This is a genomic window from Psychroserpens sp. SPM9, assembly GCF_025153525.1.
Classification (GTDB): domain Bacteria; phylum Bacteroidota; class Bacteroidia; order Flavobacteriales; family Flavobacteriaceae; genus Psychroserpens.
Genome location: NZ_JANZNR010000001.1, coordinates 107,061 through 119,729, shown reverse-complemented (window position 1 = coordinate 119,729; position 12,669 = coordinate 107,061). Strand labels below are relative to the sequence as shown.

General features: G+C 35.8%; 11 protein-coding genes and 1 riboswitch. Of the genes, 9 read left to right on the top strand and 2 right to left on the bottom strand.

Translation table 11 applies throughout. The features are described 5' to 3' along the window. Nucleotides 1-61 precede the first annotated feature (61 nt). Nucleotides 62-181, top strand: a riboswitch (SAM riboswitch). A 51-nt stretch (nucleotides 182-232) separates the two neighbouring features. The 5 genes from N4270_RS00545 to N4270_RS00525 all read left to right on the top strand — a co-directional run bounded on the left by N4270_RS00545 (nucleotide 233) and on the right by N4270_RS00525 (nucleotide 7,025). Next, entirely contained in the window at nucleotides 233-1,234 is a 1,002-nt protein-coding gene (locus tag N4270_RS00545) for a homocysteine S-methyltransferase family protein (protein WP_260094846.1), read from the top strand. Continuing rightward, nucleotides 1,234-3,918, top strand: coding sequence for a methionine synthase (gene metH, locus N4270_RS00540; RefSeq protein WP_260094845.1), 2,685 nt, complete (start codon nucleotides 1,234-1,236; stop codon nucleotides 3,916-3,918). Before N4270_RS00545 ends, metH begins: the two co-directional genes overlap by 1 nt. A gap of 228 nt (nucleotides 3,919-4,146) precedes the next feature. Beyond that, nucleotides 4,147-5,103 carry a methylenetetrahydrofolate reductase [NAD(P)H] gene (gene metF, locus N4270_RS00535; RefSeq protein ID WP_260094844.1) on the top strand — a complete coding sequence of 319 codons (957 nt, stop codon included), beginning with the start codon at nucleotides 4,147-4,149 and terminating at the stop codon, nucleotides 5,101-5,103. Nucleotides 5,104-5,181: 78 nt separating this feature from the next. Next, nucleotides 5,182-6,279 carry an acyloxyacyl hydrolase gene (locus tag N4270_RS00530; protein ID WP_260094843.1) on the top strand — a complete coding sequence of 366 codons (1,098 nt, stop codon included), beginning with the start codon at nucleotides 5,182-5,184 and terminating at the stop codon, nucleotides 6,277-6,279. Further along, complete coding sequence (locus N4270_RS00525; RefSeq protein WP_260094842.1) at nucleotides 6,276-7,025, top strand: head GIN domain-containing protein; 750 nt, start codon at nucleotides 6,276-6,278, stop codon at nucleotides 7,023-7,025. The genes N4270_RS00530 and N4270_RS00525 overlap by 4 nt, the downstream gene beginning before the upstream one ends. Nucleotides 7,026-7,029: 4 nt before the next feature. Here N4270_RS00525 and gldA read toward each other — a convergent pair whose 3' ends face one another. Next, nucleotides 7,030-7,923, bottom strand: coding sequence for a gliding motility-associated ABC transporter ATP-binding subunit GldA (gldA, locus tag N4270_RS00520; protein WP_260094841.1), 894 nt, complete (start codon nucleotides 7,921-7,923; stop codon nucleotides 7,030-7,032). Nucleotides 7,924-8,204: 281 nt separating this feature from the next. On the opposite strand from gldA, the gene N4270_RS00515 reads away from it, so the two are divergent. From N4270_RS00515 to N4270_RS00500, 4 genes are read left to right on the top strand one after another with little or no spacing between them, the layout of a single operon-like run. Next, nucleotides 8,205-9,032, top strand: coding sequence for a prephenate dehydratase (locus N4270_RS00515; RefSeq protein WP_260094840.1), 828 nt, complete (start codon nucleotides 8,205-8,207; stop codon nucleotides 9,030-9,032). Continuing rightward, nucleotides 9,029-10,174: a pyridoxal phosphate-dependent aminotransferase gene (locus N4270_RS00510; RefSeq protein ID WP_260094839.1), complete on the top strand. Its 1,146-nt coding sequence runs from the start codon at nucleotides 9,029-9,031 to the stop codon at nucleotides 10,172-10,174. Before N4270_RS00515 ends, N4270_RS00510 begins: the two co-directional genes overlap by 4 nt. A 3-nt stretch (nucleotides 10,175-10,177) precedes the next feature. Beyond that, entirely contained in the window at nucleotides 10,178-11,029 is an 852-nt protein-coding gene (locus tag N4270_RS00505) for a prephenate dehydrogenase (RefSeq protein ID WP_260094838.1), read from the top strand. Nucleotides 11,030-11,038: 9 nt separating this feature from the next. Further along, the gene (locus N4270_RS00500) at nucleotides 11,039-12,121 is read left to right on the top strand and encodes a bifunctional 3-deoxy-7-phosphoheptulonate synthase/chorismate mutase type II (RefSeq protein ID WP_260094837.1); all 1,083 of its coding nucleotides are present in this window, start codon (nucleotides 11,039-11,041) and stop codon (nucleotides 12,119-12,121) included. 33 nt (nucleotides 12,122-12,154) lie between these two features. On the opposite strand, the gene N4270_RS00495 is transcribed toward N4270_RS00500, so the two are convergent. Then, nucleotides 12,155-12,610 carry a hypothetical protein gene (locus N4270_RS00495; protein ID WP_260094836.1) on the bottom strand — a complete coding sequence of 152 codons (456 nt, stop codon included), beginning with the start codon at nucleotides 12,608-12,610 and terminating at the stop codon, nucleotides 12,155-12,157. Nucleotides 12,611-12,669 lie beyond the last annotated feature (59 nt).

Below are 12,669 nucleotides of genomic sequence, written 5' to 3'. Positions count from 1 at the left end.
TAAATTTTTATATTTAAAATTTAATGCGTTAATTTACACCTTAGTTCATATAATTATTGATTTGTTATCATGAAAGGCAGAGGGAATAGACCCAGTGAAGCCTTAGCAACCCTTTATTTTAAAGAAGGTGCTAAATTCTACCTATATCTGATTAGATTCAGAAGTTTAGGACAGATAAACAACACAGAAGTAATTCTCTTACTTTCCTGATGACATTTTATAACTTATTAAAATGTCAGATTTATTACAAAGTTTACAACAACGTATTTTAGTCCTAGATGGCGCCATGGGCACCATGTTGCAGCGCTATAAATTTTCTGAAGAAGATTTTAGAGGCGAACGCTTTAAGGACTATCCAACCTCTCTTAAAGGGAATAACGATTTATTGTCTTTGACACAACCTCAGGCTATCGCTGATGTGCACCGGCTTTATTTTGAAGCTGGAGCCGATATTGTCGAGACCAATACCTTTTCAGGAACCACAATCGCAATGGCAGATTATAACATGGAAGATTTGGTCTATGAGCTCAATTACGAATCTGCAAAAATTGCCAAACAAGTAGCTGAAGAATTTACAAAAGCAACACCAAATCAACCTCGATTTGTTGCTGGTAGTATTGGCCCAACCAACAAAACGGCAAGTATGTCTCCCGATGTCAATAAACCCGAGTACAGAGCCATTACGTTTGAAGAATTACGCATCGCTTACAAACAACAAGTTGAAGCTCTAATTGATGGCGGCGTTGATGTGCTTTTAGTAGAAACCATATTTGATACGCTTAATGCTAAAGCAGCCTTGTTTGCAATCGAAGAAGTTAAAGAAGAACGTCAAATAGATATTCCAATTATGGTGTCAGGAACGATTACGGATGCTTCGGGAAGAACATTGTCTGGCCAAACCGTAGAAGCTTTTCTAACGTCTATTTCACATGTGCCGTTATTGAGTGTCGGTTTTAACTGTGCACTTGGTGCCGAACAACTCAAACCTTATTTACAGCGTTTGTCTAACGAAACCGATTTTTACACTTCAGCGCATCCTAATGCTGGTTTGCCTAATGCTTTTGGGGAGTATGATCAAAGTCCGAAACAAATGCAGCAATTAATTGAAGATTACCTTAAAGACGGATTGATTAATATTATTGGAGGTTGCTGTGGAACCAATCCTGAGCACATCAAAGCGATTGCCGAAGTCGCTCAGAATTATCAACCACGATCAACTAAAGTTTACGCATAATGGCAGAATCTGACTGTAAAAAATATTTAACCTTATCTGGATTAGAACCTTTAGTGGTAACACCAGAAAGTAATTTTATCAATGTAGGTGAGCGCACCAATGTGACAGGTTCGCGCAAATTTTTAAGATTAATTAAAGACGAAAAATACGACGAAGCCTTAAGTGTTGCCAGAGATCAGGTTGAAGGTGGTGCACAAATTCTTGATGTCAATATGGACGAAGGCATGCTCGATGGTAAATACGCCATGGTTAAATTCTTAAATCTGATTGCTTCTGAGCCTGATATTGCTCGTATTCCATTAATGATTGATAGCTCTAAATGGGAAATTATTGAAGCCGGACTTCAGGTTGCTCAAGGTAAATGTGTTGTTAATTCAATTAGTTTAAAAGAAGGCGAAACCGAATTTATACGTCAGGCAAAACTCGTTAAACGCTATGGTGCTGCAGTGATTGTTATGGCTTTTGATGAGGTTGGTCAAGCCGATACCTATGAACGCAGAATTGAAATTTGCGAGCGTTCGTATAAGCTGTTGGTTGATCATGTAGGCTTTCCACCTCAGGATATCATTTTTGATCCCAATATTTTTCCTGTGGCTACTGGGATGGATGAACATCGCTTAAATGCCTTGGACTTTTTTAGGGCTACGAAATGGATTCGCGAACATTTGCCTTATGCTAATGTTTCTGGCGGTGTTAGTAATGTGTCTTTTTCATTTCGAGGAAACACCACAGTTCGTGAAGCGATTAACTCTGCATTTTTGTATCATGCCATTCAACACGGCATGAATCTCGGCATTGTAAATCCGACGATGCTGGAAGTCTACGATGAAATTCCGAAGGATTTATTAGAACATGTCGAAGATGTCTTGTTCGACAGACGAGATGATGCTACCGAACGCCTTTTAGACTTTGCTGAAACCGTAAAAGGCAATAAAAAAGAGGATAACGCTAAGGTTTTAGAATGGCGAAACGAAGCTTTACAAGACCGAATTACACACAGCCTTGTTAAAGGGATTGATACTTTTATTATTGAAGATGTTGAAGAGGCTCGTAAAGCATCTGAAAAGCCAATTGAGGTTATTGAAGGCCATCTTATGATTGGAATGAATGTCGTTGGTGATCTCTTCGGAAGCGGAAAAATGTTCTTACCTCAAGTAGTCAAATCGGCACGTGTGATGAAAAAAGCAGTGGCTTATTTACAGCCTTTTATTGAAGCTGAAAAAGACGGAAAACAAGAGTTTGCAGGTAAAATTTTAATGGCAACGGTAAAAGGCGATGTACATGATATCGGAAAAAACATCGTTAGTGTCGTTTTAGGATGTAATAACTATGAAATCATCGATTTAGGAGTGATGGTTCCGCCAGAAAAAATTATAGAAGCAGCCGTCAAAGAACAGGTTGATGTGATTGGTTTAAGTGGTTTGATAACACCATCGCTTGATGAGATGGTATATCTTTCAAAAGCGATGAAAAAGGAAAATTTAACCATTCCGTTAATCATTGGAGGTGCCACTACATCTAAAGCACACACCTCTGTAAAAATTGCACCAAATTACGATCATACTGTAGTGCATATCAATGATGCTTCTAGAGCTGTAACTGTAGTTGGAAATTTGCTTCAAAAAGATAATAGTGTTTATAAAGCACAAATTAGGGAAGAGTATGATAAGTTTCGAGAGCAATTTTTAACACGAGGAAAACGTAAAGAATACAGGTCTATCGAAGCGGCCAGAACGAATAAATTTCAAATCGACTGGGCGACTTCTGAAATTATAAAACCTGAGCAATTAGGCATTCAGGTGATTGACAAATTTGATATTCGAGAATTAGAAGCCTTCATCGATTGGAGTCCGTTTTTTAGAAGTTGGGATCTCCACGGAAAATATCCAGACATTTTAAAAGATGATATTGTTGGTGTTCAGGCTCAAGACTTATTCAAAGATGCTCAGTTCTTATTAAAACGCATTTTTGATGAAAAACTGTTAAAAGCCAAAGCGGTGTTTGGGTTATTTCCTGCTAATACAGTGAATGATGATGATATTGAAGTGTATGATGACAAACAAGATGTTCAGGCGACCTTTCTTACGCTTCGTCAGCAATTAAAGAAAAGAGACGGTATTCCCAATTATGCCTTAAGTGATTTTATTGCACCAAAAGACTCCGGAATTCAAGACTACATCGGAGCTTTTTGTGTGACTACTGGTTTTGGTACTCAAGAGTTAGCAGAGCAGTTTGAAGCCGATAATGACGATTATAATGCGATTATGATTAAAGCATTAGCCGATCGTTTAGCGGAAGCGTTTGCCGAATATTTACACAAACAAGTACGAACAAAGCATTGGGCTTATGCTAAAAATGAAGACTTAACAAATGACGATTTAATTAACGAAAGCTATAAGGGCATTCGTCCTGCTCCTGGTTATCCTGCTTGTCCAGACCATTTAGAAAAACGCACCTTGTGGCAGCTATTAGATGTCGAAAAGCATATAGGTGTACAATTAACTGAAAGTCTGGCGATGTGGCCAGCAGCATCGGTAAGTGGTTACTATTTTGGAAACCCGGAAGCTAAATATTTCGGCTTAGGAAAAATTACTGAAGACCAATTAAAAGACTATGCAAAGCGAAGAGCTATAGATGAAGATACAGCCCAAAAATGGCTTAACCCAAATCTTGCAGAAACTTAACAATTTGTTAGACATAAACTAATGGTTTAGATATGCTAATACAATACTCTTGTATAAAATTCTAAACTCAAAAAAAATGAAAAAGTATAAATTAGAAATAAGGTTTGTTTTGCAGCTATTGCTTTTAACAGCAGTCGCTCTAACCTTGGCAGGGCTAATTAAAAATTAGCTTATTGTGCTGATCAATAAGGTCGCTCAAGGTCATAAATACCCATTTATAAAACTAAAATGAAAGTTACAGAACATATTAAAAAAGCCAACGGAAACACACAGTTTTCATTCGAGATTTTACCACCTTTAAAAGGACAGCATATCCAGTCTATCTTTGATAATATAGACCCCTTAATGGAATTTAAACCGCCTTTTATTGATGTGACGTATCACCGAGAAGAATATACCTTTAAAGATGTTGGTAATGGTCTGTTGAAAAAGCAAATTGTGAAAAAACGACCTGGTACGGTTGGGATTTGTGCGGCCATTCAAAATAAATATGGAGTGGATGCAATTCCTCATATTTTATGTGGCGGATTTACAAAAGAGGATACCGAAAACTTTCTAATCGATCTCGATTTTTTAGGGATTGAGAATGTAATGGCACTTCGTGGAGATGCCGTTAAAACTGAAACTTATTTTAAACCTGAAAAAGAAGGGCATGCCTATGCCAGTGATTTGGTGAGTCAAATTTCTGAATTAAATAAAGGCAACTATTTAGACGAAGAATTGAAGAATACTTCCCAAATGAATTTTTGCATTGGTGTTGGTGCTTATCCAGAAAAGCATATGGAAGCACCAAGTCTGGATAGCGACATTCATTTCTTGAAAAAGAAGATAAAAAATGGAGCGTCTTATATCGTGACGCAAATGTTTTTTGATAATGATAAGTATTTTAAGTTTGTAGAAAAATGTCGAAATGAAGGCATAACTGTACCTATTATTCCTGGGTTAAAGCCTATTGCAACCAAAAAACAGTTAAATTTAATTCCGCATCGTTTTCATGTCGATTTGCCCGAAGATTTAATTATCGAGATTGTAAAATGTAAAGATAACAGTGAGGTAAGACAAGTCGGTATCGAATGGTGTATTACACAATCTAAAGCGCTTCAAAAAGCAGGAATTCCTGTCTTGCATTATTATTCGATGGGAAAAAGCGATAATATAAAAGCAGTGGCTTCTTCGTTGTTTTAAAAACTCAGGCTTTTATTTTTACGTATAGATTTTAAAGCGTTAAAATTAATTACATACTTTTACGCTCTATCTAGACCTATGATTCGATTTTTTGCCTGCTTTTTTTGTTTGTTTAGTTTGTCTTCAATAGCGCAAGATAAAACGCCTAATTTATTTACGCTGGATGTTAATCTTTTCTACGGAACAATCTTAGAACACAATCCAGATATTTCACATTTAATTACCGATCATCCCACAGGATTGATTTTAAGTTTCAGTAAAAAAACATACGGGTTTAAAGCTTGGGAAAGCCGTTATAATTACCCAGATTGGGGGTTTTCATTTGTTTATCAGGATATGAAAGACCAGTTTTTGGGGGAGCATTATGGGCTTTATGCACATTATAATTTTTACTTTCTTAAACGACATTTAAACTTCAGAATCGCACAAGGGATTTCCTATGCTACAAAACCCTATCATAAGGTTGAGAACTTTCAAAATAATGCCTATGGTTCAGATTTGCTCAGTTCAACTTATGTCATGCTGAATTATAAAAAAGAAAATATAATTGAAGGATTTGGTCTTCAGGCAGGTATTTCAATTGTGCATTATTCGAATGCAAATTTTAGAGCACCAAACAATTCTACTAATACATTTGCTTTTAATATTGGAACCAATTACTTATTTGATTACCAAAATAAACCTGAATATATCCCGTCTTCCGAAGAGAAAACTTATAAAGAAGCAATTAAATACAATCTGGCGTTTAGAAGTGGTGTCAATGAAAGCGATATTATCGATGTTGGTCAGTATCCATTTTATATTGTATCAGCCTATGCCGATAAACGTTTAAACCGAAAAAGTGCCATTCAATTTGGAACCGACGTGTTCTTTTCTAAATTTCTGGAAGAATTGATTTATTTTTATTCGGTGGCTTTTCCTGAATTGGATGTTAGTGGTGATGAAGACTGGAAGCGCGTTGGTGTTTTTGTAGGCCATGAGCTGTTTATTAATAAAATGTCATTCATTTCACAATTGGGATACTATGTGTATTATCCTTATGATTTTGAAGGACGTGTTTATAATCGTATCGGATTGAAACGTTATTTTGGTGATAAGCTATTTGGAGCGATTACCTTAAAATCGCATGGTGCGAAAGCTGAAGCTGTAGAATTTGGAATAGGCATTAGACTATGAGACATCTATTAATTACCATATTAACTATTGTATTAGTATCCTGTAGCGGTGAGAACGTTCCCGATTGTTTTCAAAACTCAGGTGCGATTATTGAAAAGGAGTTTGCAGTTGAAGCTTTTACTAAAATCACGGCTTTTCAGCGTGTCGAATTAATTGTGACCGATGCGCCAGTGCAAAGCGTTACAGTGCAAACGGGAGAATATTTAATGGACGATATTGAAGTGAGAGTTGTTGATGGCCGATTAGAACTCTACAATAATAATTCTTGTAATTTGACCAGAGATTATGGCTTGACTAAAGTTTTTGTGAGCGCACCAAACATCACCGAAATTCGTAATGCCTCTGGGTTACCAGTACGAAGTAATGGTGTTTTGAGCTATGATAATTTACAAGTGATCTCTGAAGATTTTAATGAAGAAGATGCTTTTAATACCGACGGCGATTTTATTTTGGAATTGGATGGCGAGTCTTTTAGCGTGGTGGTTAATAATTTGTCTTCCTGTTTTATTTCAGGGCAGGTTAATTCGCTTTCGGTACGATTTTTTTCGGGTGATGCACGTTTTGAAGGACGAAACTTAATCGCTCAGAACGTCAATATTTTTCAGCGTAGTAGTAATGATATGATTATCAATGCACAGCAATCGCTTACAGGCGAAATTAGAAGCACAGGCGATGTTATTTTGGTTAATACGCCAATAGTGGTTGCTGTAGAGGAGTTTTATACAGGAACACTTATTTACGAATAACTCATTACGAGGTTAACTCTCTAAACAGACTTTCTAAGCTGGCATTTTTTTGATTGAGCTGAAGTATTTTTAACTGATTATCATGGGCGAAATCAAATACATGAGATCGCATATCTTCACCTGTAGAAAAGGTGATTTCATAACTAAAATCATGGGTGTTTTTAACAGTTTTGGCGTGAGGTAGTTTTAGTAAAAATGCATCTTCAACACGATAGTCAAATTCGACAATAACTGTTTGCTCTTTATCATCTCTTAAGTCTTTTAGCTTTTTATCGGCTACAATTTGACCTTTATTAATAATGATAACACGATCGCAAATCGCTTCAACCTCCTGCATAATATGCGTCGATAGAAATACGGTTTTATCTTGTCCAATGGTTTTAATTAAATGTCTGATATCCACCAATTGATTTGGATCTAATCCTGTTGTAGGTTCATCTAATATTAATACCGATGGATTATGTAATAAGGCATTGGCTAGTCCAACACGCTGCCTGTAACCTTTTGATAATTGCCCAATTTTTTTGTGAGATTCGGGTGTAAGTCCGGTAAGATCAATCACCTCATTGATTCTCGATTGAGGCGTGTTGTAAATACGAGCATTAAAGTCGAGATATTCTCTAACAAACATGTCGAGGTACAAAGGGTTGTGTTCTGGTAAGTAACCAATCGTACTTTGAACTTCTTTTTTATAGTTTTCAACGTCATGACCGTCTACTTTAGCAAGACCTTCTGTAGCTTTGATATAAGTGGTAAGGATTTTCATTAGTGTGGATTTTCCTGCACCATTCGGACCTAAGAATCCGACAATTTCACCTTTGCTAACCGAAAAGGAAATTTGATCTAAAGCTTTCTGTTTGCCGTAGATTTTAGATATGTTTTCAACCTCAATAGACATATATCAATTTATTTACTCAAAAATAGTAATTATTACTAATGCGCTACTTTAATTTAGGAATTCTTTAAAACTGAAACGAAATAAGCAAAAATTTGTTATAACAATTTTGATTTCTTAAAATAATAATTACATTAGCAGCATATTTAAGGATATGAACACATTAAATCATACATATTACAACTGGTTTTATTTCTTTTTTAGCGAAAAGAGAGAGACGTTGTATGTATAATTTATAAACTATAAATTTAATATAAGTCTCGATGTAAATCGGGACTTTTTTTATGATTACATCAGTCGCTATACAAGGAGTTAAAGGATCATTTCATCATATTGTGTCACAGCAATTTTTTGATGAAACGGTTCGCGTTCAGGAGTGTTTAACATTTGATGGCGTGGTCGATAGTATTTTAGAACGGCAAACCGATGCTGCAATTATGGCAATAGAAAATTCGATTGCAGGTTCTATTATTCCAAATTATGCATTAATCGATTCACATAATTTACATATTGTTGGAGAACATTATTTAGATATTCAGCACCACCTAATGGCATTGCCTAATCAAACAATCAGTGATATTAAAGAAGTGTATTCGCATCCAATGGCATTATTGCAATGTAAAGCGTTTTTTAAACAGTATCCGCACATTAAACTCATTGAAGATAAAGATACAGCCGAAGTCGCGCAACGTATCCAAAAAAATCAAACCAAACATATAGCGGCTATTGCGTCCCGATTGGCGGCTCAATTGTTTGAACTCGATATTATTTCAGAAAGTATCCAAACCATTAAACATAATGAAACCCGATTTGTCATCGTGAAGACGAAAAATTCTGAAATTTCCGAAGACCAAATCAATAAGGCTTCTGTGAAATTTGAATTAGACCACAAAAGAGGAAGTTTAGCGACTATTTTGAATGTTTTAAGTGATTGTAAGTTAAATTTAACGAAGATACAATCACTCCCGAAAATTGAAACCCCTTGGAAGTATGCCTTTTTTGTAGATTTAACTTTTGAAAGCTATAAAGATTTCGAAAAAGCTAAATCCATTATGATGATAATGGCTCAAGATTTTAAAGTATTGGGAGAATATAAAAACGCGAGACAATGATACCATTAGCGAACCGATTACAAAACGTTGAAGAATATTACTTTTCTAAAAAGTTAAGAGAAGTAAGCATACTCAAATCTCAGGGTAAACCCATAATCAATTTAGGCATTGGGAGCCCAGATTTGAATCCGCCAGAGCGTGTTCTAAATGCTTTGGTTGAGACGTTTAACGAAGATGGTGCGCATAAGTATCAAAGTTACCAAGGTATTCCAGAGCTTAGAGAAGCTATCACTCAGTTTTATAAAACAAACTTCAATGTGCCGTTAAGTCCTTTAACCGAAGTGTTACCACTTATGGGAAGCAAGGAAGGGATTTTACATATTTCAATGGCGTTTTTAAACGAAGGTGATGAGGTGCTTATTCCTAATCCGGGATATCCAACGTATAAATCGGTCACCAATTTGGTTGGTGCTGTTCCGAGATTTTACGATTTAACCGAAGACAACAACTGGTTTCCAAATCTTATAGAACTAGAAAAGCAAGGTCTCGAAAAAGTGAAATTAATGTGGGTAAATTATCCACATATGCCAACAGGTGCTGCTGCAACAAATAAACTATTTGAAGACCTAATCACTTTTGCGAAACGGAATAATATCTTAATTGTAAATGATAATCCGTATAGTTTTATTTTAAACAAATACCCAAGAAGTATTTTAAAATATAAAGGCGCTTCAGAGGTTTGTATGGAGCTCAATTCACTGAGCAAAACATTTAATATGGCAGGCTGGCGTGTTGGGATGTTAGTTGGAAAAGGCGACTATATCAATGCGGTTTTACGTGTGAAAAGTAATATGGATTCTGGAATGTTTCTAGGAATTCAAAAAGGTGCGATTGAAGCTCTCAATTGTTCAGATATATGGTATTTAAGTTTGAATAGCGTGTACGAGCAACGCCGAGAAATTGTTTGGCAAATTGCCGAAGCACTTAATTGCACCTATGATAAAATGGCAACAGGATTGTTTGTTTGGGCGAAATTACCCGACTATCTGGATGCCGAAGAATATATTGATTTAATACTAAAGGAAAAGTCCATTTTCATTACACCAGGCACCATTTTTGGTTCTAATGGAAACCGATACATAAGAATATCACTATGTGCGCCTCAGGAAGATTTAGAGGAAGCACTGGCAAGATTAAAATAACGAATGAATAACATATACATCATAGGCGTAGGGTTGATAGGAGGCAGTTTGGCATTAGACATTAAAGCGCTCAATAGCCATGCGAAAATTTTCGGGGTAGATTCTAACAACAACCATCTGGAGGAAGCCCTGCAACTCAAAATTATTGATGAAAAGGCAAGCTATGCCGATTTAGAAAGGGCCGATTTAGTGGTGCTTTCTATTCCTGTAGATACAGCTGTTTTAGAACTTCCAAAAGTATTAGATGCCATTTCAGACGATACGCTTGTGATTGATGTAGGTTCAACAAAATTACCAGTATGCAATGCCGTTGAAAAGCATAAGCGACGTCGTAATTTTTTGGCTACTCATCCTATTGCTGGTACTGAGTTTTCTGGACCAAAAGCTGCTATTCGTGATTTGTTTCAGAAGAAAACAAACATCATTTGCGAAGTCGAAAAAACAACATTTAAACTTCAGGAGAAAGCATTGCAATTGTTTTCAGACTTAGGAATGCGTATTCGTTATATGAATCCTGAAGCTCATGATAAACATATTGCCTATGTGTCCCATTTGTCACATATTAGTTCGTTTATGCTAGGGAAAACAGTTATTGAAAAAGAGAAAAATGAACGCGATATTTTTGACATGGCAGGTAGTGGTTTTGAGAGCACTGTCCGCTTGGCAAAGAGTTCACCAGCTATGTGGACACCCATTTTTAAACAAAATAGAATAAATGTTATTGAAACATTGGACGAGTACATTACTAATTTAAAACAGTTTAAAGCGTTAATGGAAGCCGACGATTTTGAAGAAATATATAACGAAATGAAAAACACCAATCATATAAAAGACATTTTAAAAGGAATTGCTTAATCGAAAATTATGGAAAACAAAAGAGAAATGAGAACATGGTTAGATGATTTAAAATTAGATCATCCACTAGTAATTGCAGGACCATGCAGTGCAGAAACAGAAGAACAAGTATTAAAAATTGCTCATGAGCTAAAAGATACCGATGTCAATTATTACAGAGCGGGTATTTGGAAACCAAGAACACGCCCAGGAAATTTTGAAGGTGTTGGTGCGCTTGGTTTAAAATGGTTGCAAAAAGTGAAATCAGAAACAGGTTTAAAAACAGCGACAGAAGTTGCAAATAGAAACCATGTTGAACTGGCTTTAGAGCATGATATCGATTTATTATGGATTGGAGCGCGCTCTACAGTTAGTCCTTTTATAATGCAAGAACTTGCCGATGCTTTAAAAGGAACCGATAAAACCGTATTGGTAAAAAATCCTGTTAATCCAGATTTAGCCTTATGGCTTGGAGGTATTGAACGCTTGTATACGGCTGGAATTAAAAATTTAGGAGCTATTCATAGAGGGTTTTCAACTTATGAAAAATCTAAATACAGAAACATTCCGGAATGGCAGCTGGCTATCGAATTTCAGAATAAGTTTCCTGATTTGCCGCTCATTAATGATCCATCACATATCACAGGTAAACGCGATATGATTTTTGATGTGTCACAAACCGCTTTAGATCTTAATTTCGACGGATTGATGATTGAAACCCATACAGATCCAGATAACGCGTGGAGTGATGCTGCACAACAAGTTACACCAAGTCGATTGGTACAAATTATGGAGGATTTAAGAATTAGAAAAGAATCGGATCCTGAAGCCGAATACAATACAGAACTTAATAATTTAAGAGCTCAAATTGATATCGTTGATAACCAGATTATCGAATTATTAGGAAAGCGAATGAAAGTTGCTGATGGTATTGGTGCTCTTAAAAAACAGAAAAATGTAGCAGTTTTACAAAGTAAACGATGGAACGAGATTTTAGGAAAAATGGTTTTGGAAGGCGATGAAAGAGGCCTGAGTGAAGAGTTTATCTTACGTATGTTTAAAGCGATTCACCAAGAATCTATTAATCACCAGGAAAAGATTATAAACGGATAAAAAAAAGACCATCATTTGATGGTCTTTTTTTGCTTATTGTTTGTTTCTTTTAAATATAAAACGAGTGATAAAAATACCATTGCCATCACCTTTTCCGGCACTTTCTACAGCACTGGTTACAAAAGCCAATTCCCAGCCTTCTTCTATCATCGTGTTTACTTTTGAGGTTAATACAGCATCATTAGCTGCAATATTTTGAAAGCGAATACCACCTAAATTATAGAAGTTTAAAAGTTTGGTTTCTTCAAAGTTTTTGACTCTAATCTCGCTTCGGTCAGATTTATTTCTCTTATCCTCTTTTTTATCATCACTTCGTAACGATGTAAATTCTTTGTAATCTCTGTCTTCTGTAGCTGAGACAATTCGTGAACGTCCTAAACCATTTGGAACAATAGATTCTACACTTGTGATGATTTTATATTCTACTTGTGCAAAAGCGTCCGTAAAACATAAAAAACCTAAAGCAATTAATAGTACTAATTTTTTCATGTTGTTGAGTTTTTAAATTAAGTCCACAATATAAGATTTCATAAAAATTAAAATCGTTA

What these genes read in the sequence shown, in the direction of transcription:
- N4270_RS00545 (WP_260094846.1), top strand. Translation starts at nt 233, where the DNA reads ATGTCAGATTTATTACAAAGTTTACAACAACGTATTTTAGTCCTAGAT.
- metH (WP_260094845.1), top strand. Translation starts at nt 1,234, where the DNA reads ATGGCAGAATCTGACTGTAAAAAATATTTAACCTTATCTGGATTAGAA.
- metF (WP_260094844.1), top strand. Translation starts at nt 4,147, where the DNA reads ATGAAAGTTACAGAACATATTAAAAAAGCCAACGGAAACACACAGTTT.
- N4270_RS00530 (WP_260094843.1), top strand. Translation starts at nt 5,182, where the DNA reads ATGATTCGATTTTTTGCCTGCTTTTTTTGTTTGTTTAGTTTGTCTTCA.
- N4270_RS00525 (WP_260094842.1), top strand. Translation starts at nt 6,276, where the DNA reads ATGAGACATCTATTAATTACCATATTAACTATTGTATTAGTATCCTGT.
- gldA (WP_260094841.1), bottom strand. Translation starts at nt 7,923, where the DNA reads ATGTCTATTGAGGTTGAAAACATATCTAAAATCTACGGCAAACAGAAA.
- N4270_RS00515 (WP_260094840.1), top strand. Translation starts at nt 8,205, where the DNA reads ATGATTACATCAGTCGCTATACAAGGAGTTAAAGGATCATTTCATCAT.
- N4270_RS00510 (WP_260094839.1), top strand. Translation starts at nt 9,029, where the DNA reads ATGATACCATTAGCGAACCGATTACAAAACGTTGAAGAATATTACTTT.
- N4270_RS00505 (WP_260094838.1), top strand. Translation starts at nt 10,178, where the DNA reads ATGAATAACATATACATCATAGGCGTAGGGTTGATAGGAGGCAGTTTG.
- N4270_RS00500 (WP_260094837.1), top strand. Translation starts at nt 11,039, where the DNA reads ATGGAAAACAAAAGAGAAATGAGAACATGGTTAGATGATTTAAAATTA.
- N4270_RS00495 (WP_260094836.1), bottom strand. Translation starts at nt 12,610, where the DNA reads ATGAAAAAATTAGTACTATTAATTGCTTTAGGTTTTTTATGTTTTACG.